Source organism: Pseudomonas viridiflava (assembly GCF_001642795.1).
GTDB classification, from domain to species: domain Bacteria; phylum Pseudomonadota; class Gammaproteobacteria; order Pseudomonadales; family Pseudomonadaceae; genus Aquipseudomonas; species Aquipseudomonas viridiflava.
Genome location: NZ_LKEH01000018.1, coordinates 383,684 through 409,063, shown reverse-complemented (window position 1 = coordinate 409,063; position 25,380 = coordinate 383,684). Strand labels below are relative to the sequence as shown.

Sequence of the window (25,380 nt, the reverse complement as noted above, 5' to 3'; positions counted from 1 at the left end):
AAACGGCAAATAAGTAGCAATAACGAGGAAAAACTGAAAGTGGCTTGCTAGCGATGCATTCGATGCAGTGGATCAGGCAAACCGCATTGTCAGGAATCGCGCTGCAGGTCCGGCGGAATCGGCACGTCGCCCAGCGGATCCGGGCGCTTGCCCTGTCCTGCGTGGTACTGACGGATCTGGTAGACGTAGGCCAGCACCTGAGCCACGGCCAGGTAAAGCCCTGCAGGAATCTCCTGTTCCAGCTCGGTGCTGTAATAGATGGAGCGCGCCAGGCCGGGCGACTCCAGAATGAGAATCTGATTGTGCGCGGCGATCTCGCGAATTTTCAGCGCAACCAGATCCGTACCCTTGGCCAGCAGCATTGGCGCGCCACCCTTCTCGGGATCGTATTTGAGCGCCACGGCGAAGTGAGTCGGGTTGGTGATGATCACGTCGGCTTCGGGGATCGAGGCCATCATCCGGCGCTGTGACATCTCACGCTGCAATTGACGGATACGCTGCTTGATCTCCGGACTGCCCTCGCTGTTCTTGTGCTCGTCGCGCACTTCCTGCTTGGTCATCAGCAGCTTCTTGTGCGCCTCCCACAACACGAACGGAACGTCGGCGGCAGCGACGAACATCAAACCGCAGGCCATCCAGAAACTGCTCCAGCCCACCACCTGAAGACTGTGGATAATGGCCTGCTCCAGAGGCTCGTGCGCGATGGCGACAAGATCGTTGCGCTCTTTGCTCAACACAACCAGCGCTACCGCCAGAATGATCAGGAATTTGGCGAGCGACTTGAGCAGCTCAACCAGCGCGTGAGGCGAGAACATGCGCTTGAGACCCGCAGCCGGGTTCATGCGGCTGAACTTGGGAGCCAGCGATTTGGTCGCGAACAACCAGCCACCAAGCATGATCGGCCCTACCAACGCTGCCATAAGCATGGCAATCAGAAACGGCAGCACCACAACCAGGGCATGCAGACCGGAACTGAGCAGTGCCTTGCCCATGTAATCCTGGTCCATCAGCGTTTCACGGGTAATGGTGAAGTTGTCGCGCATCAACTCGAACATCATCTGTGCGATGCCGCCACCAAACACCAGCGCCCCGCCCGACCCCATCAGCATCACCACCAGGGTGGTCAGCTCCTTGGAGCGGGCAATCTGACCATCGGCCCGGGAGTCACGGACCTTTTTCTCCGTGGGCTCTTCTGTCTTGTCCTGGCCATTCTCGTTCTCAGCCATTTCAACGAGCCCTCACCATGTCGCGCAGTGCCTGCAGAGCCTGACTGGCAAGCGGCTGATATTGATTGAGAATATCGCCCATGGTCATCCACAGAATGACCATGCCCAGCACCAGTGTCAGTGGAAAACCGATGGAAAAGATATTGAGCTGCGGCGCCGCACGTGTCATCACGCCAAACGCGATGTTGATGACCAGCAGCGCGGTGATCGCCGGCAGCACCAGCCTGAGAGCCGAACCCATGACCCAGCCAAGCCCGGTCGCCAGCTCCCAGAAATTGTTGACCAGCAAGCCGCTGCCCACCGGCATGGTCGTGAAGCTTTCAACGAGAATTTCCAGCACCACCAGGTGACCGTTCATGGCCAGAAACAGCAGTGTCACCAGCATGGTGAAAAACTGCCCGATGGTGGCCGACGAAACGCCGTTGGTAGGGTCGACCATCGAAGCGAAACCCATGCCCATCTGCGTCGAGATGATCTGCCCCGCCACCACGAAAATATGGAAAAACAGCTGTAAGGCGAGCCCCATCCCTGCGCCGATGATGATCTGCTCGCCAATCAACAGCAGCGCACTGAGATCGAGGGCCTGCACTGTGGGCATCGCAGGCAACACGGGCGCAACTGCAACGGTCATGGCAACCGCCAGATACAGGCGCACACGCCGGGGAACCAGCGTCGTACCAATGATCGGCATCGTCATCAACACAGCGATGATGCGAAACAGCGGCAACATGAAGCTGGCGACCCAGGTGCTGATCTGGGCGTCGGTCAGCGCGAGCATCGGCTGCATGCAGCGTCAGCCGATCACGGTCGGAATGCTGGTATACAGCGACAGCATGTATTCCATGAAGACTTTCAACAGCCAGGGACCGATCGCGATCAGCGTGATCAACATGACGATCAGACGCGGCAGAAAGCTGAGCGTCTGTTCGTTGATCTGGGTGGCAGCCTGAAACATCGCCACCAGCAGACCACAGATCAGACTCGGCACCACCAGAATCGCAACCAGCATGGTGGTCAGCCACAGCGCTTCACGAAACAGATCGACGGCTACTTCCGGCGTCATCGGGCAGACTCCTCAGCGAAACGGCTCATACACCACCAAAACTGCCGGCCAGCGTGCCGACGATCAGCGCCCAGCCATCCACCAGCACGAACAGCATGATCTTGAATGGCAGGGAAATGATCAGCGGCGACAGCATCATCATACCCATCGCCATCAGGACACTGGCCACGACCAGGTCGATGATCAGAAACGGAATGAAGATCATGAAGCCAATCTGAAACGCGGTCTTGAGCTCGGAGATAACAAAAGCCGGCACCAGAATATTCAGCGGTGCCGCGTCCGGCGTCGGAATGTCGGTACGCTTGGACAGGCGCATGAACAGCTCAAGGTCACTGGTGCGCGTCTGCGCCAGCATGAAATCCTTGATCGGCACCTGCGCCTTGGCGACCGCATCCTGCGCCGTAAGCTGCTCGGCCAGATACGGCTGCAAGGCGTCCTGATTCACCTTGTCGAACACAGGCGCCATGATGAACATGGTCAGAAACAGCGCCATGCCGGTCAGGATCTGGTTCGACGGCGTCTGCTGCAGACCCAGGGCCTGGCGCAAAATCGAGAAGACGATGATGATCCGCGTGAAGCTGGTCATCAGCATCACGAATGCCGGGATGAAGCTCAGCGCGGTCATGATCAGCAGGATCTGCAGACTGACCGAATACTCCTGCTGACCGTCAGCCCCGTTGGACAGGGTGATGGCCGGAATCGACAACGGATCGGCAGCCAACGCGACCGGCGCAATCATGACCAGCAACAGCAGTACCAGGAAACGCAAGGCGCCCATTACTTCTTGTCCTTATCCTTGCCCATCAAATCCAGCAGACGCTGAGCGAACTCGGGCGTCGCCTGCTCCCGGACCGGAACCTGCACAGGCTCCTTGAGCACATGCAGGGTGGTGATATTGCCTGGCGTGATGCCCAGCAGGACCTGTTCATTGCCCACCTGGACCAGCACCAGACGATCACGCGGCCCGATGGCACGCGTGCTGACCAGTTCGATAATCTGGCTGTTGTTGGGCCCAACCCGCTGAACCCGCCGCATCACCCAGGCCAGCGCGAAAATCAGGCCGACCACCAGCAGCAGCCCGAACAATAGCTGCATCACCTGACCACCCATGCCACTGGATACGGTATTGGCCACCGCGGGCGCTGCCTGCGCAGCGGGCTCGGCGGCCAGCGCCAGCGAGGGCAGCATCAGCAGAACACTCAGCAAGCGCTTCACTTAACGCAGCTTCTTGATGCGTTCACTCGGGCTGATCACGTCAGTCAGGCGAATGCCGAACTTTTCGTTGACCACCACCACTTCGCCATGCGCAATCAACGTACCGTTGACCAGCACGTCCAGCGGCTCGCCTGCCAGACGATCCAGCTCGATGACCGACCCCTGGTTGAGTTGCAGCAGGTTGCGAATGTTGATGTCGGTGCTGCCCACTTCCATGGAGATCGACACCGGAATATCCAGAATCACGTCCAGGTTCGGGCCGTCCAGGGTGACCGGCGCATTGTTTTTCGGCACGCTGCCGAACTCTTCCATGGTCATGCGATTGGTCGCATTGCCCGCGTCCGCGGCAAGCAGCGCGTCGATATCGTCCTGACCACCTTCGCCCGCCTCGCCCAGTGCAGCAGCCCATTCATCGGCCAGCGCCTGATCTTCAGCAGACGTCATATCGTTTTCATCAGCCATCGGTAGTCCTCTGCAAGCAGTGATTCAATTACGCAACAATGTTCCGACGTCGACCTGACAGGTCAACGTCGCGCTATGGGTTCAATTACCTGCAGGGCCATCTTGCCCTTGTGCGAGCCCAGCTTGACCTTGAACGAAGGCACGCCGTTGGCCCGCAGGACCAGCGACTCGGCCAGCTCGATCGGGATCACATCACCGGGACGCATGTGCAGGATGTCGCGCAGCGGCAACTGACGCTGGGCGATGGTGGTACTGAGCGGCACGTTGACGTCGAGCACGTCTTCCTTGAGCGCGTTGACCCAGCGCTCGTCCTGATCGTCCAGGTCCGACTGGAAACCGGCGTCGAGCATTTCCCGGATCGGCTCGATCATCGAATATGGCATGGTCACGTGCAGATCGCCGCCACCGCCATCGAGTTCGATGTGGAACGTGGAGATGACCACCGCTTCGCTCGGCCCGACGATGTTGGCCATGGCCGGGTTCACTTCCGAGTTGATGTACTCGAAGTTCACTTCCATGATCGCCTGCCAGGCTTCCTTCAGGTCGATGAACGCCTGATCCAGCACCATCCGCACCACACGCAGCTCGGTCGGCGTGAACTCACGCCCTTCGATCTTCGCGTGACGGCCGTCACCACCAAAAAAGTTGTCCACCAGCTTGAACACCAGCTTGGCGTCGAGAATGAACAGCGCGGTGCCGCGCAGCGGCTTGATCTTGGCCAGGTTCAGGCTGGTCGGTACGTACAGCGAATGCACGTACTCACCGAACTTCATCACCTGAACACCGCCCACCGCTACGTCCGCAGAGCGGCGCAGCAGGTTGAACATGCTGATGCGGGTGTAGCGGGCGAATCGTTCGTTGATCATTTCCAGAGTCGGCATACGACCCCGGACGATCCGGTCCTGACTGGTCAGGTCATAACTTTTGACGCTTCCGGGCTCGCCGGGGCTTTCGGTCTGGACCATACCATCGTCAACGCCATGCAGCAGCGCGTCGATTTCATCCTGGGACAGCAGGTCTTGCACAGCCATGTCGAGGTCCTACTGCAATACGAAATTAGTGAACAGCAGCTGTTCGATCACAGTCTTGCCAAGTTCTTTCTGCGCCACTTCCTGAATGCTGGCGGTTGCCTTCTGACGCAGCATTTCCTGGCCGATCGGCGAGGCCAACGACTCGAAAGGGATGGCCGCGAACAGCATGACCAGATTGTTGCGAATCACCGGCATGTGCACTTTCAGAGCTTCCATGTCTGCAGCATTGCGGCCCAGCATGGTGATGCTGACCTGCATGTAGCGCTGACGGCCATTGGCGTTGAAGTTGACGACGAACGCAGGCGTCAGCGGTTCGAAAACCGCCACCGGCTTGGCGTTGGCCGCAGCCGCAGCCACTGCCGGGTCGGGCGCGCTTTCACCCTTGTGCATGATGAACCAGGTCGCACCCACTGACAGACCTACAGCGAGCAGCAAGGCCACAACCGCTACGATAATGAGCTTGAGTTTGCCTTTGGAAGCGGGGTCTTTAACTTCTTCGCTCTTCGCCATGCCAATAATCCGTCACTATTCAAGGGGTCTTCAATACGTGACAGGGGCAGAGCAAGTGTTATGCCAGAGTTGCGAGAAAGGAGGCGGATCGGGCTTAAACGGTTTTTTAAGCAAAGGCAGCACGCCCTCTCGAAAAGCATGCTGCCCGCTGAACAACGCGATTTTGCACAAGGCTCACGGCGTCTTCGATACAGAAAACAAACTGTGGGAGGCGGCTTGCCGGCGATCTGCCGGGAACCGGCAGCAAACCTGCACACGCGGTGTATCAGACTTGGTCAAGGGCCGCTGCGCAGTCCATCGCTGCCGTCGCAACCTCCGAAGGCTGCAACTCCCTCCTGGCAGAAGCAGATGTCAGTGCATCTTTAAAGACCGGGTTTGCTGCAGGACAACACCCCGCCCCGCAGCTCACCCCAATCAGGCGTAGTAATCGATCTCGCTGGTACCGATCACCCGCGCCGCAGGCTGGCTAACGGGAACAGCGGCATCGGCGATGGACACGTCGTCAGCACTGTCACCCGAACCCGTCCCACCATTGCGACCGCCGCGCTGCGCCCGGCTGGCCTGCTCCTGAGCCTGTTGCTGGGCCTGCTGTTGCGACTGGTCCGAGACGTTCACGTCCACTTGACCCAGGCCCTGCTGGCTGAACGAGTCACGCAGGCGGGACATCTGGCTTTCGAGCGCTTCACGCACGCCAACGTGGGCGCTCATGAACGTCACTTGGGTCTGCTGATCCGGCGCCATATTGACGCGGATATCGAGACGCCCCAGCTCCGCCGGTTCCAGCTTGATTTCAGCCGACTTCAGGTTCTGGCTCGACAGGTACATGACGCGGTCCACCACACCTTCGGTCCAGCCACTCTGATGCATCGCCAGGGGCTGACTCATCAGAGGCGCTGCAGTCGGCGTTGCCGCGACCCTGGCGGGCTGCGCAGCTTGACTCAATGCTGCGAGACGGTCGGCAAAGTTATCGACCCGCGTGTCACCTGCGGCGCTTTTCACATCTTTCAGGCCTTCACCGATCAACCCGCTGAACGACTTGTCGCTGCTTTCGGTGCTGCTGTCGTCAGTGGGCAGCTGCTCGCTCAATTGCGACAGGTTATTGGCGATATTCTGTGCCGGGTCCGCTTCGGCATTGGAAGGCGTCGCCTTACTGGCGGCGTGAGCGTTCTGCGTCGCGAGTTGCGTTTTGGCGCTGGCGTTTTCCAATGCCAGTTGCACTGCTTCAAGGCCATCGAGCGGATCCGCCTCAGGATCGAAAGCGGCCTCAACGACTGCAGGAGGCGGTGCCTTGACACCGGCAGTGACTTCAACCACAGGCGCAGCCTTGGTATCGGAGACGGCAGGCTTAGCAATCGCAGGCGCAACAGGAGCCTGTACGGTCATTGCCTGCAATGCGGGGTCCAGCGCCGGATCAAGTGCCGGATCCGTAACCAGTACCGCATCGCCTTCGGCCAACGTATCGGTCAGTACCTGATCTGCTGCGGCCTGGTCGGCTGCGACCTGATCTTCATCGGTGGTAGCGGTGGTCACGCTGGCAGGCAAACCGTTGCCGCTATCGGCAACGGTTGACGGATTCGTGGCAGCGTTCTGATCGGCGGAAGGCTTGTCCTTGCCGCTCGCAACCTTGTCGGAACCGGACGAAGTCTTGTCCCTGGCCGACTTGACAGGCACATCATCGCGCGCTGAAGCGACGTCTTTTGCCTGCTTGGCATAGACATTGGAGAAGCTGGAAGCCTCGTCTTTGCTGCCGTCGGCAGGCTTGGCGGCATTGGTTGCCGCGCCGGACCGGGCGGTCGCAGGGGCATTGGCCTGTAAAAGCGCATTGGTGGCGAGGGGCATTTCGGTCTCCGCATGAGCAGCTGGTTACCGAAGTATTAGCAAGATGCAGGCCAACCCTGAAAAGGCGGCCTGAACCTGATCTACGGACGCTTAACTGACGAAGAACTGGCGTTCCGCATCGAACAATCGGCGGATGGTCGCGTACTCGCTGGCGATCCTGCCGATCAGCTCTTCCAGGCCCGCGCTCTGCTGTTGACGGGCGCGATCCTCAAGCTCGCGGCACAGCTCCGAGAGCCGTAGCGCTCCCATGTTACTGCTGCTGCCTTTGAAGCTGTGGGCATTCAGGCTCAATGTTTCCAGATCAGGCCCGTGAGGCTCGAGCGCCAGACGCATCTGGGACAGGCGCTGCTCGGAGTCCTTGAAGAACACATCCAGCAACGTGGGATATTCGTCTTCCATGACTTCCTGCAGGGTACTCAAAACGCTGTAATCCAGATGAACAGACACTTGCTCACTCCTTGATCAAGACTCCAGGGCGCGATTATGCCACTCACTCCCAGGAAAATTCCACGCAGGCGATCCTGCCATCCGTGGACCATCGGGCCTGCCGACTCAGTTCACATACCAGTCTTATACCGCGCCCATACAACCCATCAATGGCAGGTGCATGGTCGATCACCTGCTGCGCGTCGAAACCGCTGCCACTGTCTTCGACGGTCAAGGTAAGACGACCGCCCTGCCCAACAGGTTCAATTCGCAGCGTCATACAGATAAATCCGTCCCGAAGATTATCGAGACGCTCGGCGCGCTGCTCATAGTAGCGGGCGAAACCGACAGCATCATGCTTGAGCGTCGAATCGAGCCCCAGTACACCGTGCTCAAGCGCGTTGCTGTACAACTCGCCCATCACCGCATGCAGCGCACCGCTCTGGTTGCGCAGCCCATGCACTTCGAGCAGCGACTGCAACACATAGGGCACGGGATTGAAGCGTTTGAGGGTGGAGCCGCGAAATTCGAAACTGGCCGACCAGTCGAGAGGACTTGAGGCACCACTGTCGGAGTATGTCGGCAGCGGCAATGAATCGAGCGGTTCGTCAATCACCGTGATTTCCAACAGGCTGACGTCATCACGCGCCTTGCCGCCAAAGTCGTTGAGCGCCTGAAGGATTTCCTGGATCAGAAACGCAGGCTGTTCATTAGCAGCCAGTACGTCACGCAGTCGCTGCACACCGAAGAGCTGATCATCGCTGTCGCTGGTATCGAGCACACCGTCGGACAGCAGAAAGATGCGGTCGCCCAGCGCCAGCGGATAGACGTCAGTCCTGACCTCGAACGCATCCACACTCAACACGCCCAATGGCAGATGGCGGGAGACCAGCGTGACCGGATCACCCCCGTCAGCACGCAGGAGATAACCGTCCGGCAGCCCGCCGTTCCAGACCTCGACCTGCCGCTGCTTGTGATTGACGCACAGCAGCGTGGCACAGCAGAACATGTCCACCGGCAGAATGCGCTTCAGCTTGGCGTTCATTTCACGCAGGATTTCAACCAGACCAAACCCCTTGGCCGTCATGCCGTAAAACACTTCCGCCAGCGGCATGGCCCCTACGGCAGCCGGCAGACCGTGCCCGGTGAAATCGCCCAGCAGCACATGCATGTGCCCGGCCGGCGTATAGGCCGCCAGCATCAGGTCACCGTTGAACAGCGCATAAGGCGATTGCAGGTAACGAATATTTGCTGCGCCCAGGCAGCCGGAATGCGCGACCTGATCGAAGACGGCCTTGGCGACGCGTTGCTCGTTGAGCAGGTATTCATGGTGGGTACTGATCAGGTCCCGCTGCTGCAGAACCGTTTCCTGCAACAGCCGCAGGCGGTTCATGGCATTGATCTTGGCCGCCAGCACCTGGGTGTTGTAGGGCTTGGAGACGAAGTCATCACCGCCAGCATCCAGGCACCGCGCCAACGCCTCGCCTTCGGTGAGCGACGTCAGAAAGATGATCGGCACCAGCGACTCGCCAGCCATGAGTTTTATGCGCCGTGCGGCCTCGAAGCCGTCCATCAGCGGCATCATCGCATCCATGAGAATCAGGTGCGGGCGCTCGGTACTGAAGATCGCCACGGCCTCCAGGCCGTTGGCCGCGCTGACAACCCGGTGCCCCTGGCGGGCGATGATGGTCGCGAGCAGAAGACGGTCGCTGGCGCTGTCGTCGGCGATCAGGATGCACAGGCCTTTCGAGAGCGCCTGCACTGATCAGCTCAACTGGAACAGCTTCGAGAAATTGGAGATCGCGAGGATCTTGAACACATCGGCCGAGCAGTTGATCAGTCGCACCTGTGCCCGGTCACCACCGGCGTGGTCGCGCAGCAGCAACAGCATGCCCAGCGCGGAGCTGTCCAGATAATGGGTGTCGCGCAGGTCCACGACGTAACTCAGGTCCCCCGGTTGCCCCTCATAGGCACCCCGAAAAGCCTGATGCGTGGCGAAATCGAAACGCCCTGCGATGTACAGCGTCAGCTGGCGCCTGTCCGGGGAAAGCTCGGAAGTGACTGTCATAGGAATTCCTGAAGTGTTTCAACACCGAGACACTGTGAGCGTAGACCAGAGTTTGCGATCAACTCGTCAAAAATCGGTGTTAGTACTGTTCGTGACGAGGCAGGCGCTGGGACAACTCATCCAGCAGCTTCTGCTCGCGCTTGTCTTCAAGCTTGCGGGCCTCGTCCATGTAGCGCTGGACCAGTTTGCGCAGCCCCTCGACACGCGCATAGGCTTCCTGCCAGGCACCGCGAGCCTTGTCGAGATTGACCTTGTGCCACTCCAGGCTCTTGTACTGCTGGGCAACGGCAACGTCGAGCTGACTCAGAAAACGCTGATAACCCAGCAACCACTGACCGGATACACCTGAACTGCCGCGCTGCAGCCATTGCTGTTGATAGTCGTGGCGAAACTGGTCCAGTTCCTGAAGCTTGTTGTTGGCCAGATTGACCTGACCCTGGAAGTGCCCGAGACGCTGCGCCGCCGAACGCTCGGCCGCCTCCGCCATCTCGACCACAGGCGCCAGACGCGCCGCTCGACTCTGGGCCATGGCCTATCAGCCGCCCGGCGCCGGACCAAATACCGAAGCCAACGCTTCGCCACTGGCCTGCATGCTTTCGTTGTCGCGCAAGCCCTGACGCTGGTAGCGCACCAGCACCGGATGTAGCGCGATGGCCATGTCGGTTTCCCGATCGCCACCGGCCACGTACGCACCCACGCTGATCAGGTCGCGGGTCTGCTGATAGCGCGACCACAACTGCTTGAAATGCTGAGCTCGGGCCATGTGTTCAGGCGTCACCACCGATGGCATGACCCGGCTGATCGAGGCCTCGATATCGATGGCCGGGTAATGCCCTTCTTCAGCCAGTCGGCGCGAGAGCACGATGTGCCCGTCGAGCACACCCCGCGCAGAGTCGGCAATCGGGTCCTGCTGGTCATCGCCTTCGGACAGTACGGTATAGAACGCGGTGATCGAACCGCCACCCGCTTCGGCGTTACCGGCACGCTCGACCAGCTTGGGCAGACGGGCAAATACTGAAGGCGGATAACCCTTGGTCGCAGGCGGTTCGCCAATGGCCAGCGCAATTTCCCGCTGGGCCTGGGCAAAACGGGTCAGGGAATCCATCAGCAACAGGACGTTCTTGCCCTGATCACGGAAATATTCGGCAATGCGCGTGCAGTACATCGCAGCGCGCAGACGCATCAGGGGCGCATCGTCGGCAGGCGAAGCCACCACCACCGAGCGTTTAAGGCCTTCTTCACCCAGAATGTGCTCGATGAATTCCTTTACCTCGCGGCCCCGCTCACCGATCAGGCCGACGACGATGATGTCCGCTTCGGTGAAGCGCGTCATCATGCCGAGCAGCACACTCTTGCCCACGCCGGTACCGGCAAACAGCCCGAGGCGCTGACCGCGACCGACCGTCAACAAACCGTTGATGCAGCGGATGCCGACGTCCAGCGGCTGACTGATGGGGTCACGCTTGAGCGGGTTGATGGCCGGGCCGTCCATCGGCACCCAGTCTTCGGCCTTGATTGGCGGACGCCCGTCCAGCGGGCGACCTGCGCCGTCCAGCACCCGGCCCAGCATGGTCATGCCCATCGGCAGGCGACCGGCATCGGCCAACGGCACCACACGGGCACCGGGCGCAATACCTGCAACGCTGCCGACCGGCATCAGAAACACCTTGCCGCCGGAAAAGCCCATCACCTCGGCCTCGACTTCGACCGGGTGGTGACTGTCATCGTTGATCACCACGCAGCGGCTGCCCATGGCAGCACGCAAGCCTTCGGCTTCCAGTGTCAGACCGACCATGCGCAGCAGGCGGCCTTCGACCACCGGCTGAGCAGGCAGACTGATGGAGCCTGCGTAAGCTCCCAGGCGCTTGCCGAAACTGGTGCGATCAAGGCGCATCGAGCGGGTCCATGTCGGGTGCGACAGTTTTCGACGCATGAACGGGAGCTGCATCCAGCTCGACGCTGACATCGGCCGGTGCGGGGTGCGTCACTTGTTCGTGCAATTGATCGTGCATTTTCGAGATCGCCAGGGCGATTCGCGTTTCGATGCTGGCATCGATGCGGCTGTGCTCGGTTTCAATCCGGCAACCGCCTGGCAGTAACGTGTCGTCTTCAAGAATTTTCCATGTCTCCTCATGACGCTCGCGCATGGCTTTGACCAATGCGAAGTCCTGAGGATTGATGAAGATACGCAGATTGTTGGCACCCATCGGCAGCAGCTTCAACGCGTCACGCAACACGCTGGCGATCTGACCGGAATCGGTTGCCAGCTCGCGCTGAATCACCTGTCGGGCAATGTGCTCGACCAGATGAATAACGGCTTTTTCGATCTGCGTGTCCTGCTCTGCAATCGGATTCAACAGGCTGGCCATCAGCGTCTCGAGGCTGGCAATCTTGCCAGCCAGCGCCACTTCCGCCTCCTGCCGAACCTTAAGCTGAGTGCTGTGAAAGCCTTCCTTTTCGCCGGTGGCGAAGCCTTCGTTCCAGGCTTCCTGGCGAATGCTTTCCAGCTCTTCCAGGGTCAGCGGCTGGACTTCTTCAAGCGGCACCTCTTCCATCTCGGCCGGTTCATCGACCGATTCAGGCTCGGGCTCAGGCTCCGGCTCTACATGCGGGTCGAAACTGGGCAATGCCCAGAGATCGAGACCGCTGACGTCCTTGGCACGAATGAGGTCGCTGGCCGATTCTTTATTGGAACTGGACATGAGTCGGCTGAATCCTTAGATCATTTCCTCGCCACCCTTGCCACCGAGCACGATCTCGCCGGCTTCGGCCATACGACGCGCAATGGTGAGGATTTCTTTCTGGGCAGTTTCCACATCGCTGACGCGCACCGGACCCTTGGCTTCCAGGTCGTCGCGCAACAGTTCTGCGGCTCGCTTGGACATGTTCTTGAAGATTTTTTCCTTGATCGCCTCGTCCGATCCCTTGAGCGCCAGCACCAGCACGTCCGAAGACACTTCGCGCAACAGCGCCTGGATACCACGGTCGTCCACGTCGGAGAGGTTGTTGAAGACAAACATGAGGTCTTCGATCTGCACGGAAAGGTCTTCGTCGACCTCGCGGATCGAATCCATGAGCGCGCCTTCGATGGAGCTGTCGAGGAAGTTCATGATGTCGGCCGCACGCTTGATACCACCCAAGGTAGTACGCGACGTGTTCGCGTTGCCGGAGAACTGCTTCTCGAGAATCTGGTTGAGCTCTTTCAATGCCGCCGGTTGCACAGTGTTCAGGGACGAGACGCGCAGGATAATGTCCAGACGCACCTTGTGGTCGAAATGGCCGAGCACTTCACCGGCCTGGTCGGCATCCAGATACGCTACCACGATGGCCTGGATCTGCGGGTGTTCGAAGCGGATCACGTCGGCAACCGCGCGCGGCTCCATCCATTTGAGGCTGTCCAGACCGCTGGTGTTGCCACCAAGCAGGATCCGGTCGATCAGGCCGTTGGCCTTGTCTTCGCCCAGCGCCTGGGTGAGCATCTTGCGAATGTAGCCATCGGAACCGACGCCCAGACTGGTCTGGTCACCGACGATATCGACGAACTCGCTCATCACTTCTTCGACCTGCTCGCGATGCACGTTGCGCATCTGAGCCATGGCCACGCCCACTTTCTGGACTTCCTTGGGCCCCATGTGACGCAATACCTGCGCCGCATCGGTTTCACCCAGAGAAAGCAGCAGCACGGCAGCCTTCTCGACTTTGCTCAGTTTGGCTACGAGGGCTCGATCATTCATCAGTGTTAATCCACTCTTTCACGACCTGGGCCACACGACCCGGGTCTTCAGCCACCAGACTCTTGATTGCATTGAGCTGTGCATCGTAACCCTCGGTCGGGCTAGGCAGCAGAATGCTCTGCGGACCGCCCAGGCTGACGCGGTCGTTGGACAGCTCGCCATCCAGGCCGCCCATGCCACCCAGTTCGGCATCGCCACCGAAACCGGCCAGTTCGCGGCTCTTGCCAGTAGTGATGTTGTTCAACACCGGACGCAGCACACCGAAGACCAGAATCAGGATGAAGATAACGCCCACCGCCTGCTTGACGATGTCCCAGAACCAGGGCTGCGAGTAGAACGAAGCCTCGGGCAGCACTTCGGCGCGCTCGCTGGAGAACGGTACGTTGATTACGCTGACGCTGTCGCCACGGCTGGCATCGAAACCGACGGCATCCTGGACCAGACGCGTGAAGCGGGCCAGATCTGCGGCGCTCCACGGTGCGCGGGTCACCTCGCCGTTGGCAGCATTGGTCTTGACCATGTCATCGACCACCACGGCAACCGACAGGCGCGTCAGACGACCCTGCTGTTGTTTGGTATGGCTGATGGAACGGTCCAGCTCGAAGTTCTTGGTGGACTGCACACGCTTGTCGGCCGGGTACGGCGCCAGCGCAGGCTGACCGGTGGCCGGATCCATGATCTGTTGACCATTGGCATCGAGCAGCGGCTGACCCGGAGCGATAGCGGCTGCAGCAGCGCCAGCACCACCAGCGGTCTGAGGCGCGGTCGCAGGGCCTGGAGGCTGGTTGCTCAACGCACCCGGAACGCCTTGCGAACCCGAGCTGCTGGAACGCTGTTCGTTGACCGACTGCTCGCTGCGCAAGGCAGGCTGATCGGGGTTGAAGCTTTCGGCAGTCGATTCGACGGCGCTGAAATCGACCACCGCCGACACTTCGGCCTTGTAGCGGTCAGAACCCAGAATCGGTTGCAGAATGTTTTGCACGCGTTGCGTCAGCATGCCTTCCATACGACGGCTGTAATCGAACTGCTTGCCCGCCATGGTCAGTTCCGAGTTCTCGGCCTGATCGGACAGCAGGGTGCCTTTCTGGTCGACAACGGTGATCTGCGACTTGGTCAGCTCAGGAACACTGGTGGCGACCAGATTGATGATCGCCAGGACCTGACTCGGCTCAAGCGAGCGGCCTGCATACAGCTCGACCAGTACCGAGGCACTTGGCTTGCGGTCGTCACGGACGAAAACCGAACTCTTCGGAATGGCCAAGTGCACGCGGGCACCCTTGACGTTGTTCAACGCCGAAATGGTACGCGCCAGTTCACCTTCCAGACCACGGCGATAGCGCGTGGCTTCCATGAACTGGCTGGTGCCCAGGCCCTGATCCTTGTCCAGAATCTCGAAACCGATGTTGGCATCGTTCTGCACCACGCCTGCCTGAGCCAGCTGGATACGCGCACGCTGCACGTCATCAGCCTTGACCAGCAGAGCGCCGGAGTTCGGCTCGACGGTGTAATTGATGTTCGCAGCAGTCAGCGTGTCCATGATCTGCTTGCTGTCCATACCGGCAAGGCTGCCGTACAACGGACGATAGTCAGGCTGCTGCGACCACAGCACCACGGCAAAGCCAATGGCCACGCTCGCGGCCAGACCGACCATAAGGCCGATCTGACGCAGCATGGTCATTTCGGAAAGGTTTTCCAGAAAAGAGAGCCCGAACAACGGTTTCTTGTCGGAGGCGCCCGCTCTTGCTGGAACAGGATCGGCTGTTGCTTCGGCCATGACTCAGTACGTCCCTTAAACCGGCATCTGCATGATGTCTTGATAAGCCTGAACCAGTTTGTTGCGAACCTGGGTCAAGGCCTGAAACGACACGCTGGCTTTCTGCGAGGAAATCATGACGTCAGTCAGATCTACACCGCTCTTGCCGATTTCGAATGCGTTGGCCAGCTGGCTCGAGGCCTGCTGAGTCGACGCAACCTTGTTGACGGCCTGGCCAAGCATATCGGCAAAGCTGCTGGCACCTGCTTCCTGAGGACCGGACACAGGCTTGGGTGCGGCCATTGCATCCATCTGCATGGCACGCATATCCAACATCAAGCGATTAAATTCAATACCTTGGCTCATGGACATTTTCTCTCGTAAGGCCCGCAAATTTTTGACACTGATTCAGCGGATACAGATGACTTAGCAACAACGGTGCCAGCTAGATGGCGGCAATATGCCACACCATCATTGAATATCGTGTCGATTCAGACGCCATCACCGACCAAAGCCCCACCGGACAAGGCCTGCGGGCCTCCCGTATTGCATCCGTCATACGAAGAATCAAATACGCCAGATCACGACCACTGGTCTGCAGCTGGCTGGACGGCGGCCGTCAGGTCGCAAACAGATAACCTTCCACATCCATACCGGCGTCACGCATCTGCGCCAGCTTGTAACGCAGCGTTCGCGGGCTGATACCCAGCCGCTCGGCAGCTTCCTTGCGACGGCCGCGCTCGGCGCGCAGCGTGTCGATGATCATCTGAAACTCTCGACGCCTGAGGTCATCCCCCAGTGCACCTGCGGACTCTGAACCGCCAGCGGCCACTGCAGTATCCGCCAATGACGTGACAGGCATGTGTGGCGCGGGCGCCTGGACCACCGGAGCAGGAACGCTGCCCACCGGGCCGGCGAGACAGAAATCCTGCGCCTGAATCACGCCGCCCTGCTGCAGGATCAGCGCGCGCTGCACGGCATTGTCCAGCTCACGCACATTGCCCGGCCATGGATAACTGACCAGACAAGCCTGCGCTTCAGCTGAAAGACGAACCGGCGCATGCTTCATTTTATTGACGTGCTTGGCCAGAAGACGCTCGGCCAACGGCAAAATATCGGCAGTCCTTTGACGCAATGCCTGCCAGGCCAGCGGAAACACCGACAGCCGATAAAACAGATCCTCACGGAAGCGCCCCGCCGCCACCTCTCCGGCCAAATCACGGTTGGTGGTCGCCAGCACACGAATATCAAGAATGATGGGCTTGCGCGCACCGACCCGCTCAACCTCGCGCTCTTGAAGCACGCGCAACAACTTGGCCTGCAGGCCCATGGGCATTTCGGAAATCTCGTCGAGCAGGATCGTGCCGCCATCGGCCTGTTCGAACTTGCCCGCCTGCGCCGCAATGGCCCCTGTAAATGAGCCTTTCTCGTGACCGAACAGCGTGGCCTCGAGCATGTTGTCGGGAATCGCTGCGCAGTTGATCGCAATGAAAGGCTTATCGGCACGTGGCGAATTTTGATGAATGTATCGAGCCAGAACTTCCTTGCCGGTCCCGGACTCGCCGGAAATCAGCACGGTGGAGTCGCTTTTCGCCACTCGGCTGGCCAGATTGAGCAGTTGAATGCTTGCAGGCTCGACGGCAATCGGCCCCTCGCCTTCGGCCGGACCGAGACGCCCCAGCGCATGGCGTGCGACCAGCGCCAGCAGCGCCTTGGGTTCGAAAGGCTTGACCAGGTAATCCGCAGCGCCCTGGCGCATCGCATCGACGGCACGCTCGACAGCGCCGTGCGCCGTCATCAGCAGCACGGGCAGTTGCGGATGACGATTGCGCAGCAACGCCAGCAACTGATGACCGTCCATGCCAGGCATGTTCACGTCACTGATCACCAGACTGAACGGCTCGGCCTCTACCGCCAGCAAGGCTTCTTCAGCCGAACCGACCGCACGGTAGCCGTATCCGGCCAGCTCCAGGGTTTCCCCCAGCGCCTCGCGCAATGAACGGTCGTCTTCGACCAGCAGCACCTTGATCGACATCAGCTGGCACTCACTGAACTGGATGCAGGAATCAACGGCAGGCTGACGATGGCGCAAGTACCACGTCCGACACGGGAGCGATATTGCACGCCACCCTGATGCGCGCGAGTCACTGCCGTGACCACCGCAAGGCCCAGGCCGGTGCCGGTGGTCTTGGTGGTGAAGAATGGCTCACCGATGCGAGCCAGCGCCGCCTGATCCATGCCACTGCCGTTGTCGCTGATGCACAGCCGCAACGTATTGCCGCGACTGTAGACGTGCACCTTGAGACGCGTGCGCCCTGCACTGGCCTGCACCGCGTTTTCAACCAGATTGAGCAGCGCACCGACCAGCGTGTCGCGATTGCACAGCAACTCACCGTCGACGCTGTCGCACTGCCAGCGAACCGCCACACCCTGCAAATGGGTCGCCGCAGCGTTTTGCAGCGCCTGGAACAACGCACCCGGCGCGATCCGGTCGGTCAGCGGCAGTTCGCCACGGGCGAACACCAGCATGTCACGCACCTGATGCTCGAGTTCGTGCAGACGCTCCTTGAGTCGGCCGGCAAAACGCTGCTGGGTTTCCACCGGCAGCTCCTGCTCGGTCAGATGACTGGCATAGATCATCGCAGCCGACAGCGGCGTGCGAATCTGATGCGCCAGCGAGGCAACCATTCGCCCCAGAGAAGACAGACGTTCGTGACGGGCCAACTGCTCCTGCAGGCGACGGGTTTCAGTCAGGTCGTTAAGCAATACCAACTGACCGGGCTCGGCATCCAGTGAACGAGTGGAAATGGACAGACGACGGCCGTCCTTCAGCGATATCTCGTGCCCGTCATCTTCACGCGGAGCGAAGCAGCGACTGATCACATGCCGCCACAGCATGCCCAGCAACGGCTGACCCAGCAGATCGATTGCAGCAGGGTTGGCCTCGCGGACCACCCCCATGCCGTCGATGACGATCACGCCTCCCGGCAGCAAATCAAGCAGGTTCTGCAGGCGGTTGGCCAGGCGCTCTTTTTCTGCCAGCTCCTGAAGACGCTGAACACCGGCCTGCGCCAGCTCACCCTTGAGTTCAGTCACGCGTGCTTCCAGATGTCCGTAGGAATCGGTCAATTGCGCCGACATCTGGTTGAACAGCGAAAACGCCTGTTCCAGCCCGTGACGGCTTTCCAGCTCAAGGGCAGGAAACGGCTGGGCAGACAGTTCGGAAGTCATGTGGGCGGCGTTGGACATAAATCATCTCTCGCGTGGCGGACCGTCAGTAAACGGTGTGTTGAGAGAGACTTAGCAATCCTCGTGCCGAAAAAAAACCCCTGAAAATTCAGGGGTTTGATTTTTGGCATTTCGAGCAGGCGTCAATCCTCCGCCTGTTCGTCTCCTTCCCGACGGCTCATGCCGTACTTGCGCATCTTCTCGACCAGCGTCGTGCGACGTATCCGCAGACGCTCGGCGGCACGGGCAACGATGCCGTTGGCATCATCCAGCGCCTGCTGAATAAGCCCCTGCTCGAGACCACCCAGGTAGTCTTTCAGATCGAGCCCTTCAGGCGGCAACAGCGCACCGGAGGCGAAGTTTGGCGTATGACCGTTGATGGCGACGCGCTCTTCGATCTCGCTGCGCAGGCTGTCGACCATCTGCTCGTCTTCATCGTCGACATAGCGAAACTTCTTCGGCAGTTCGGCAACACCGATCACACCGTACGGGTGCATGATCGCCATGCGCTCCACCAGGCTGGCCAGCTCGCGAACGTTACCCGGCCAGGCATGACGGCACAGCGACATGATGGCCGCCGAATTGAAACGGATAGAGCCGCGCTTTTCGTGTTCCATGCGCGAGATCAGTTCGTTCATCAGCAGCGGAATGTCTTCGACGCACTCACGCAGCGGCGCCATCTCGATCGGGAACACGTTCAGACGGTAATAAAGGTCTTCACGAAAGCTGCCGATCTCGATCATGTTTTCGAGATTCTTGTGCGTAGCGGCAATGATGCGCACATCAATGCTCTGGGTCTTGTTACTGCCAACGCGCTCAAAGGTGCGTTCCTGCAGGACTCGTAGCAATTTGACCTGCATCGGCAGCGGCATGTCGCCGATCTCATCCAGAAACAGAGTGCCGCCATTGGCCAGCTCGAAGCGCCCGGCACGACTGGTGATCGCCCCGGTAAAAGCGCCCTTTTCGTGACCGAACAATTCGCTTTCCAGCAATTCAGCCGGAATCGCACCGCAGTTGACGGGCACAAAAGGCGCGTCGCGGCGTTTGGAGTGGTAATGCAGGTTACGGGCAACAACTTCCTTGCCGGTGCCGGACTCGCCCAGAATCAGAACACTGGCGTCGGTGTCGGCCACCTGCTGCATCATCTGCCGCACATGCTGGATCGCACGACTGGTACCGACGAGGCTGCGGAACAGGTTCGGTTCGCGATGACGACCACGCTCACGGGCCTGATCGTACATTTCACGATAGACCTGGGCACGGTGCAGGGAATCCAGCAGTTTGCTGTAGCTGGGCGGCATTTCCAGCGCAGACAGCACGCGCCTGCGCATGTCTTCCGGAAGCTCGACGGAAGAACTTTCGCCCAAAAGCAAAACAGGAAGGAACTCATCCCATGCGGCGATGGTCTTAAGCAGTCCTTGAAGGCTGCCCGGGGCGTTTACGTTGCCGATCAGCACGCAAAGCACTTCCCGCGTAGACCCTAACGAGCCTACGACCTGCTGCCAGTCTTGACTGGAACAGGAAAGATTTTCTTCGCCAAGGAAGTTCAGGATAACCGCCAGATCCCGGCGGCGCTGGCTATCGTCATCGATTAGCAGAATCTTGATTTCACGCCACATGCAATAGCAACTTCCCTAGTCAACTCAATGCCCATGATTGGGGGGCAGCTTGGCCGCTCAGCCGATATAAACGATGAGACGCCAGAAAATAGTAAACATCACTAGTTAAGTCAAAAAAACGTACACAGTCAAATTTATGGCGAACTTCCTGTCGGATAATTAAAACGACAAATAAAAGCTAGCCGAAGAGATGATAGACCTTCGTTGCGTTTTTCGCATTCTGGATTTGTGCCATTTCATCGACGATTGCTTGACGCTCGCCGGTTGCGACGTCAATCAATTGCCTGTAGACCCCTAAAAGCTCTTCCAGGTTGCTGCGCAGGGCGGGCTCGTCATCAGGCGAATGGCCGACCACCGCATCGACACATTCACGGCACGCCAGGTCAAGCTTGCCGATGGCCTCCCAGTCGCGCTCAGCCAGCGCCCCGACCAAGGCCTCACGGGTTTCTTCGATTCGCTTGAGTGCAGCACTCATGATGTCTCTCTCCTAAGGCAGCCGGGCCTTATTGCGATTGCGTGGTGCCGATGGCGTCCCAGCCTTCCTTGACCGTGATCAACAGACCTGCCACTTCATCGAGCATTTTCTGATCGTTGTGCGCATTGGCTTCAGCGAGACGCGTCATCATGTAGTGATACAGCTTGTCCTGCCTGATCAGAGCCTCTGTCGGCTCTTTTTCAAGATCCAGACCATCACGCAGGCCGCCTACAATGCCGATGGCCTTGCTGATGAAGATGCCCTTGTTAGCGATTTCCTTGCGTGACATCGCGCCCTTGGCCTGGGCAATGCGATCCAGACCGCCCTCCATCAGCATCTGAACCAGACGGTGTGGGCTGGCTTCCGAGGTCTGTGCCTGGGAACCAATCTTCTGATACTGCCGCAACGCTAACATCGGATTCATAGGGGGCCTCGTGATAATCCAGATTACTCATATTCAAGCTATCGACGCAGCGCGAAAAAACTTTAGCCCAAAAACAACAACCCGACACAGGGTCGGGTTGTTGGCAAGCACAATAATCGGCAAATGGAACTACGAATTGTTCTTTTGCGCATTCATGGCGGCGAAGATCGACGTGATGCTGCTGGCGGTCGCCTTGAGCTGCCCCACCACCAGGTCCATCGCGTTGTACTTCTTGGTCAGGTTCGCCGTGAGGGTGTCGATACGACGGTCCAGGTCAGCCTGATCTTTGGTCAGTTGCTTCTGCATCGCCGTCAGACTGGTCGTCTTGCTCGGAAGAATGCCCTTGGCCGGGTCATTGTAAGGCTTGACAGCCTTGTCCAGACGACTCAGCAGACCACCTTCACCGGTGAATAGCGCCTGGATCTGGCTACCCATCTTCTTGTCACTCAACGCCGCCGTGAACTTGGCCGAGTCCAGCGACAATGTGCCGTCGGTCTGCTGCGTCTGGATACCCAACTGAGCGAGAGAGCCAAGGCCTGAGGTCGAGGTCGAGGTGGCGATCTGTGTACGGATCACTGCCAGTAGCGAGCGAGGCGTTGCGTCGCCGGTCAGCGGAGCAGGTACAAACACATCCTTGCCGGCAGAATCTTTGCCCATCGAACCCTTGGTAAGCGTCGCGACAAGCTTGACCAATGTGTTGTAGGAATCCACGAAGCTCTGCAGAGAAGCCTTCAGACCATCCGTGTTGGTTGCCACGGTAACGGTGGTGGTGGCGCCTGGTGCACTCGGCGCAACCAGGTCAAACGTGATGCCGGAAATCGCGCCGCTCACCTTGTTTGTCTTACTGGTCAGACTGAGACCGTCAACGGTGAACTCTGCGTCTCCCGCCAGACCCGAAATCGCGCCCGCACCTCCAATCACTTTGCCGTTGGCATCTGTGGTGGCGGTCTCCGACATTTTCTTTGTGCCATCGATATTGAACATTTCCAGACCGGAACTGCCCTCTACCGAGATGTCACTGCCGCTGCCGGTTGTGGTCGAACTGAACACCAGACGCGCACCGCTGGTGTCGTTGATGATGTTCGCGGTAATGCCCTTGCCTTGAAGCGTGGAGTTGATCTTGTCACGCGCCTGCTCAAGCGTGGAGCCCGGATCGATCTCGACATTCTGAGCAACGCCATTTTGAGTGATTTTCAGGGTACCACTCGGAATGGCACTGGTCTGTGCGGCGGTCAATGCTGCAGTCGCGACCTTGGACGGAGTCGCCAACTTGGTGACAGCGATCGCATAAGTACCATTGACTGCGTTGTTACCCGCCGTCGCCTTCAAGACCTTTTCGTCGGCCGAGGTCGCCGCGAAGCCATTGAACGCAAGCGTTGTGGTGCTGTTGAGCGTGTCCATGGTTTTCTGGAACGCAGCCAGCGCAGACGACAGCTGACCGACACCCGACAGCGAGGCTGAGGTAGTGGAAGTCTGCTTGTCTAACTGAGTCTGCTTGGGCTGTCTCTCGGCACCCGCCAGCCCCTTGACGATTTCAGCAATATTAAGACCCGAACCCACGCCTACTGTCGAGGTAATTGGACTTGCCATTTCGCTTCTCCTTCTAGTGTGTCACCGGGCTTCGAGGCATTTGACCCTCCAAACCCTGCAACAATAACCTTACCGGTGGTCAGGCCTTGGCGCGGAACAACAAACTGTTCGCGTCACTCAGGCTATCGGCCAGTTTCAGGATTTCTGCATTCGGAATCTGCCGGATCACTTCACCAGAGTCACTTGCAATGACTTTGACGATGACTTTGCCAGAACCTTCATCGATCGAAAACTCAAGATTGCGTTTGACCGAATGAAAAAATTTCTGGATTTCGTCCGCCGCGGCCCTGACTTTAGTCTCCTCCTGAGCATCATCCTTCTTATGATCCAGGTCTTTGCTTTCATCCGAAGCGGCAACCCGCTCCACCAACTTGACGTCGGCAGGCTTATCAACAGACTTGTCCATGGCCGGAGCCGGACTCGTCGGTTGAACGGCCGGATAGGACACGTTCAGCTTTACACTCATCTCCATGACCATCACCTCCGAAAGCAAAAAAGCGAGAGAGCACGATTACGCACTCCCCCGCCAAAACTCATGCCGATATTACTGAAGCAGTTTCAGTACAGCGGATGGCAGCTGGTTGGCCTGAGACAGGATCGAAGTCGAAGCCTGTTGCAGAGTCTGCTGCTTGGTCAGTTGTGCAGTTTCAGCAGCGAAGTCGGTGTCTTGCAGACGACCCAGTGCAGCACTGGCGTTTTCGTTGATGTTCTGCAGGTTGGAGATGGTGGTGGTCAGACGGTTTTGTGCAGCACCGAGATCAGCACGGCTAGACGAGATGGTCTGCAGAGCGGAGTCGATTGCAGTGATTGCAGCAGAGAAGGCGGCTTCCGAAGCAGCACTGTCCGAACCGACGATGCTGATGGCCGAACCAACGCCCAGGGTTTCTGCGTCAAAGCTTGCGCTCAGGGTCAGAGTGATCTGGTTGGAGCTACCGGTGTTGGCGCCGACCTGGAAGGTCATGGTGCTGGCGGAACCGTCAAGCAGGTTCTTGCCGTTCAGGTTGGTACTGGCCGAGATACGGGTCAATTCAGCGCTCATCGCGGTGAATTCTTTGTTCAAGGCAGTACGGTCGACCGCGCTGTTACTGTCGTTACGCGACTGAACTGCCAGTTCACGCATACGCTGCAGGATCGATACGGATTCTTGCAGAGCGCCTTCAGCGGTCTGAGCCAGGGACATACCGTCGTTGGCGTTCTGGATCGCTACGGTCTGACCACGAACCTGCGAGTTGATCGAAGCGATGGTGCTCAAAACACCCACGTTGTCACGGGCGTTCTGTACTTTCAGGCCCGACGACAGACGGGACATGGAAGTGGACAGTGCGTCAGAGGCGCGGTTCAGGTTCTTTTGAACGGCCAACGATGTAACGTTGGTATTTACTGTTAAAGCCATGATGAATTCCTCGTGGGTTGTGTACTACGTGGCTTCCGGCCCCTGCAAGCGCCGGGTATGCCTAGAGAACCTTCGTAATAGTTATCGTCGCGATGGCAGGTTGCTTGAGTGTTTTTTTCAAAAATTTTGCTAGCAGTCTGCCACCCCTTATAAAACAAGGGTTTGAAGCGCGCACAACACAGAAAAGAGGATCTTCAACAGGCCGGAACAGCGCTCTTGGATTGACAAAAGTCAGTGACAGCAGATTTTTGCAACCGTTTTATCCAGACTAAAACGCCCACAACTAAGGTCCCAGGCGTTTTATCTCAGACCGCCGACAATCAGGCCCTGTAAATAATTGCCGAGCCCCAGGACAAACCGACACCAAAGCCGCTCAACGCCACACGACTCCAGGAAGAATCGAGTACGTGTTTTTCTATAAGCAGAGGAATACTGGACGACACGGTATTACCGGTCTCGACCATGTCCTTGAGAAACTTCTCGGGCTTGTCTTCAAAACGACGCGCCACGGCGTCCACGATGGCAGCGCTGCCCTGATGGATACAGAAAGCATCGATGTCATCAGGCTGCAGACCGGACTCGCCCAGCAGCTCGTGCAGGTGAGCAGGCACTTTGAGCAGTGCAAAGTTGAACACCTGACGACCGTTCATGAAGAACACGCCGTTACTGACCTTCAGGTGCGGCGCACCGGAACCGTCCGTACCGAACTTCGCCTTGCCCAGTTGCCACGCAGCGCCCTCACCCATCCAGGTGGCGGTGGCCGCGTCACCGAACAGCATGGTGGTGTTGCGGTCTTCAGGGTCGACAATCTTCGAGTAAGGGTCGGCCGTGATCAGCAGACCGTTTTTCAGGCCGGCTGCTTCCATGAAGCCCTTGATCGCGTAGATACCGTAGACATAGCCGGAGCAGCCCAGCGAAATATCGAACGCAGCGACGTTGGTCGAAAGCCCCAGCTTGTCCTGCACGATGGCAGCAGTGTGCGGCAGCCCTTCTTCATCACCGTTCTGGGTGACGACGATCAGTACATCGACTTCTTCACGCTTGAGCTGAGGATTGCTGGCAAACAGCTTGTTGGCCGCTTCGACACACAGATCCGAGGTTTCCTGACCGTCTGCCTTGCGCGGCAGGAACGTGGAGCCAATCTTCCCGAGGATGAAGTCTTCATCCTTGCCGAAGCTGGCACCTTGAGCGTAGTTATCGACGCCTTCAGCGGGCACGTAACTCGCTATGCTTTTTATGCCAATCATCATGGCTTCCCGATTAGTAAACAGGTAAATGTTCGTCCCAAAGAAATCAGGGCGCTACCGAATAGAGGCGAATTGCG

General features: G+C 58.8%; 27 protein-coding genes. All 27 read right to left on the bottom strand.

Annotated features, from left to right (window positions below; translation table 11 throughout):
- Positions 1-89 precede the first annotated feature (89 nt).
- Positions 90-1,226: a flagellar biosynthesis protein FlhB gene (flhB, locus tag AO065_RS05660; RefSeq protein ID WP_004880779.1), complete on the bottom strand. Its 1,137-nt coding sequence runs from the start codon at positions 1,224-1,226 to the stop codon at positions 90-92.
- A 1-nt stretch (position 1,227) separates the two neighbouring features.
- Positions 1,228-2,013, bottom strand: coding sequence for a flagellar biosynthetic protein FliR (gene fliR / locus AO065_RS05655; protein ID WP_032650615.1), 786 nt, complete (start codon positions 2,011-2,013; stop codon positions 1,228-1,230).
- A gap of 6 nt (positions 2,014-2,019) precedes the next feature.
- Positions 2,020-2,289, bottom strand: a complete 270-nt coding sequence (gene fliQ, locus AO065_RS05650; protein WP_004880775.1) for a flagellar biosynthesis protein FliQ — start codon at positions 2,287-2,289, stop codon at positions 2,020-2,022.
- A gap of 25 nt (positions 2,290-2,314) precedes the next feature.
- Entirely contained in the window at positions 2,315-3,067 is a 753-nt protein-coding gene (fliP, locus tag AO065_RS05645; RefSeq protein WP_004880774.1) for a flagellar type III secretion system pore protein FliP, read from the bottom strand.
- Positions 3,067-3,504, bottom strand: a complete 438-nt coding sequence (gene fliO / locus AO065_RS05640; protein WP_004880772.1) for a flagellar biosynthetic protein FliO — start codon at positions 3,502-3,504, stop codon at positions 3,067-3,069. Before fliO ends, fliP begins: the two co-directional genes overlap by 1 nt.
- Entirely contained in the window at positions 3,505-3,966 is a 462-nt protein-coding gene (fliN, locus tag AO065_RS05635; protein WP_004880770.1) for a flagellar motor switch protein FliN, read from the bottom strand.
- Between the two features lie 62 nt (positions 3,967-4,028).
- Complete coding sequence (fliM, locus tag AO065_RS05630; RefSeq protein ID WP_004880767.1) at positions 4,029-4,997, bottom strand: flagellar motor switch protein FliM; 969 nt, start codon at positions 4,995-4,997, stop codon at positions 4,029-4,031.
- A 9-nt stretch (positions 4,998-5,006) separates the two neighbouring features.
- Positions 5,007-5,507, bottom strand: coding sequence for a flagellar basal body-associated protein FliL (gene fliL / locus AO065_RS05625; protein WP_004880765.1), 501 nt, complete (start codon positions 5,505-5,507; stop codon positions 5,007-5,009).
- A 414-nt stretch (positions 5,508-5,921) separates the two neighbouring features.
- Entirely contained in the window at positions 5,922-7,346 is a 1,425-nt protein-coding gene (locus AO065_RS05620; protein WP_004880764.1) for a flagellar hook-length control protein FliK, read from the bottom strand.
- A gap of 90 nt (positions 7,347-7,436) precedes the next feature.
- Positions 7,437-7,793, bottom strand: coding sequence for an Hpt domain-containing protein (locus AO065_RS05615; RefSeq protein WP_004880762.1), 357 nt, complete (start codon positions 7,791-7,793; stop codon positions 7,437-7,439).
- A gap of 43 nt (positions 7,794-7,836) precedes the next feature.
- Positions 7,837-9,534, bottom strand: a complete 1,698-nt coding sequence (locus AO065_RS05610) for a SpoIIE family protein phosphatase (RefSeq protein ID WP_004880760.1) — start codon at positions 9,532-9,534, stop codon at positions 7,837-7,839.
- Positions 9,535-9,537: 3 nt separating this feature from the next.
- Positions 9,538-9,840 carry an STAS domain-containing protein gene (locus AO065_RS05605; RefSeq protein ID WP_004880759.1) on the bottom strand — a complete coding sequence of 101 codons (303 nt, stop codon included), beginning with the start codon at positions 9,838-9,840 and terminating at the stop codon, positions 9,538-9,540.
- Between the two features lie 79 nt (positions 9,841-9,919).
- Positions 9,920-10,369, bottom strand: a complete 450-nt coding sequence (gene fliJ / locus AO065_RS05600) for a flagellar export protein FliJ (RefSeq protein WP_004880757.1) — start codon at positions 10,367-10,369, stop codon at positions 9,920-9,922.
- Positions 10,370-10,375: 6 nt separating this feature from the next.
- Complete coding sequence (gene fliI, locus AO065_RS05595) at positions 10,376-11,734, bottom strand: flagellar protein export ATPase FliI (protein WP_004880755.1); 1,359 nt, start codon at positions 11,732-11,734, stop codon at positions 10,376-10,378.
- Positions 11,724-12,542 (bottom strand): flagellar assembly protein FliH, encoded by an 819-nt coding sequence (fliH, locus tag AO065_RS05590; protein WP_004880754.1) that lies wholly within the window; start codon positions 12,540-12,542, stop codon positions 11,724-11,726. The genes fliI and fliH overlap by 11 nt, the downstream gene beginning before the upstream one ends.
- A gap of 15 nt (positions 12,543-12,557) precedes the next feature.
- Entirely contained in the window at positions 12,558-13,574 is a 1,017-nt protein-coding gene (gene fliG, locus AO065_RS05585; RefSeq protein WP_004880752.1) for a flagellar motor switch protein FliG, read from the bottom strand.
- Positions 13,567-15,348 carry a flagellar basal-body MS-ring/collar protein FliF gene (fliF, locus tag AO065_RS05580; RefSeq protein WP_004880751.1) on the bottom strand — a complete coding sequence of 594 codons (1,782 nt, stop codon included), beginning with the start codon at positions 15,346-15,348 and terminating at the stop codon, positions 13,567-13,569. The genes fliG and fliF overlap by 8 nt, the downstream gene beginning before the upstream one ends.
- Positions 15,349-15,363: 15 nt before the next feature.
- The gene (gene fliE / locus AO065_RS05575) at positions 15,364-15,693 is read right to left on the bottom strand and encodes a flagellar hook-basal body complex protein FliE (RefSeq protein WP_004880750.1); all 330 of its coding nucleotides are present in this window, start codon (positions 15,691-15,693) and stop codon (positions 15,364-15,366) included.
- Between the two features lie 253 nt (positions 15,694-15,946).
- A complete protein-coding gene (locus AO065_RS05570; protein ID WP_004880748.1) occupies positions 15,947-17,362 on the bottom strand; it encodes a sigma-54-dependent transcriptional regulator in 1,416 nt (471 codons plus the stop codon).
- Positions 17,362-18,576: a sensor histidine kinase gene (locus tag AO065_RS05565; RefSeq protein WP_004880747.1), complete on the bottom strand. Its 1,215-nt coding sequence runs from the start codon at positions 18,574-18,576 to the stop codon at positions 17,362-17,364. Before AO065_RS05565 ends, AO065_RS05570 begins: the two co-directional genes overlap by 1 nt.
- Before the next feature lie 122 nt (positions 18,577-18,698).
- Complete coding sequence (gene fleQ, locus AO065_RS05560) at positions 18,699-20,174, bottom strand: transcriptional regulator FleQ (protein ID WP_004880745.1); 1,476 nt, start codon at positions 20,172-20,174, stop codon at positions 18,699-18,701.
- A 178-nt stretch (positions 20,175-20,352) separates the two neighbouring features.
- Complete coding sequence (gene fliT / locus AO065_RS05555) at positions 20,353-20,649, bottom strand: flagellar protein FliT (protein ID WP_004880742.1); 297 nt, start codon at positions 20,647-20,649, stop codon at positions 20,353-20,355.
- 28 nt (positions 20,650-20,677) lie between these two features.
- Positions 20,678-21,073 (bottom strand): flagellar export chaperone FliS, encoded by a 396-nt coding sequence (gene fliS, locus AO065_RS05550; protein ID WP_004880741.1) that lies wholly within the window; start codon positions 21,071-21,073, stop codon positions 20,678-20,680.
- 129 nt (positions 21,074-21,202) lie between these two features.
- Positions 21,203-22,663, bottom strand: a complete 1,461-nt coding sequence (gene fliD / locus AO065_RS05545; RefSeq protein ID WP_004880739.1) for a flagellar filament capping protein FliD — start codon at positions 22,661-22,663, stop codon at positions 21,203-21,205.
- 79 nt (positions 22,664-22,742) lie between these two features.
- Complete coding sequence (locus tag AO065_RS05540; protein ID WP_004880737.1) at positions 22,743-23,135, bottom strand: flagellar protein FlaG; 393 nt, start codon at positions 23,133-23,135, stop codon at positions 22,743-22,745.
- Between the two features lie 72 nt (positions 23,136-23,207).
- A complete protein-coding gene (locus AO065_RS05535) occupies positions 23,208-24,056 on the bottom strand; it encodes a flagellin domain-containing protein (protein WP_004880735.1) in 849 nt (282 codons plus the stop codon).
- 320 nt (positions 24,057-24,376) lie between these two features.
- A complete protein-coding gene (locus tag AO065_RS05530) occupies positions 24,377-25,303 on the bottom strand; it encodes a ketoacyl-ACP synthase III (protein ID WP_004880733.1) in 927 nt (308 codons plus the stop codon).
- Positions 25,304-25,380 lie beyond the last annotated feature (77 nt).

Coding starts and splice junctions, on each gene's coding strand:
- fliD (WP_004880739.1), bottom strand. CDS start 22,663: ATGGCAAGTCCAATTACCTCGACAGTAGGCGTGGGTTCGGGTCTTAAT.
- AO065_RS05605 (WP_004880759.1), bottom strand. CDS start 9,840: ATGACAGTCACTTCCGAGCTTTCCCCGGACAGGCGCCAGCTGACGCTG.
- fliI (WP_004880755.1), bottom strand. CDS start 11,734: ATGCGCCTTGATCGCACCAGTTTCGGCAAGCGCCTGGGAGCTTACGCA.
- flhB (WP_004880779.1), bottom strand. CDS start 1,226: ATGGCTGAGAACGAGAATGGCCAGGACAAGACAGAAGAGCCCACGGAG.
- fliM (WP_004880767.1), bottom strand. CDS start 4,997: ATGGCTGTGCAAGACCTGCTGTCCCAGGATGAAATCGACGCGCTGCTG.
- fliQ (WP_004880775.1), bottom strand. CDS start 2,289: ATGACGCCGGAAGTAGCCGTCGATCTGTTTCGTGAAGCGCTGTGGCTG.
- fliN (WP_004880770.1), bottom strand. CDS start 3,966: ATGGCTGATGAAAACGATATGACGTCTGCTGAAGATCAGGCGCTGGCC.
- fliR (WP_032650615.1), bottom strand. CDS start 2,013: ATGCAGCCGATGCTCGCGCTGACCGACGCCCAGATCAGCACCTGGGTC.
- fliH (WP_004880754.1), bottom strand. CDS start 12,542: ATGTCCAGTTCCAATAAAGAATCGGCCAGCGACCTCATTCGTGCCAAG.
- fliP (WP_004880774.1), bottom strand. CDS start 3,067: ATGGGCGCCTTGCGTTTCCTGGTACTGCTGTTGCTGGTCATGATTGCG.
- AO065_RS05530 (WP_004880733.1), bottom strand. CDS start 25,303: ATGATTGGCATAAAAAGCATAGCGAGTTACGTGCCCGCTGAAGGCGTC.
- fleQ (WP_004880745.1), bottom strand. CDS start 20,174: ATGTGGCGTGAAATCAAGATTCTGCTAATCGATGACGATAGCCAGCGC.
- fliT (WP_004880742.1), bottom strand. CDS start 20,649: ATGAGTGCTGCACTCAAGCGAATCGAAGAAACCCGTGAGGCCTTGGTC.
- fliG (WP_004880752.1), bottom strand. CDS start 13,574: ATGAATGATCGAGCCCTCGTAGCCAAACTGAGCAAAGTCGAGAAGGCT.
- AO065_RS05620 (WP_004880764.1), bottom strand. CDS start 7,346: ATGCCCCTCGCCACCAATGCGCTTTTACAGGCCAATGCCCCTGCGACC.
- AO065_RS05535 (WP_004880735.1), bottom strand. CDS start 24,056: ATGGCTTTAACAGTAAATACCAACGTTACATCGTTGGCCGTTCAAAAG.
- AO065_RS05540 (WP_004880737.1), bottom strand. CDS start 23,135: ATGGAGATGAGTGTAAAGCTGAACGTGTCCTATCCGGCCGTTCAACCG.
- fliE (WP_004880750.1), bottom strand. CDS start 15,693: ATGAGCCAAGGTATTGAATTTAATCGCTTGATGTTGGATATGCGTGCC.
- AO065_RS05565 (WP_004880747.1), bottom strand. CDS start 18,576: ATGTCCAACGCCGCCCACATGACTTCCGAACTGTCTGCCCAGCCGTTT.
- AO065_RS05570 (WP_004880748.1), bottom strand. CDS start 17,362: ATGTCGATCAAGGTGCTGCTGGTCGAAGACGACCGTTCATTGCGCGAG.
- fliF (WP_004880751.1), bottom strand. CDS start 15,348: ATGGCCGAAGCAACAGCCGATCCTGTTCCAGCAAGAGCGGGCGCCTCC.
- fliJ (WP_004880757.1), bottom strand. CDS start 10,369: ATGGCCCAGAGTCGAGCGGCGCGTCTGGCGCCTGTGGTCGAGATGGCG.
- fliL (WP_004880765.1), bottom strand. CDS start 5,507: ATGGCGAAGAGCGAAGAAGTTAAAGACCCCGCTTCCAAAGGCAAACTC.
- fliS (WP_004880741.1), bottom strand. CDS start 21,073: ATGAATCCGATGTTAGCGTTGCGGCAGTATCAGAAGATTGGTTCCCAG.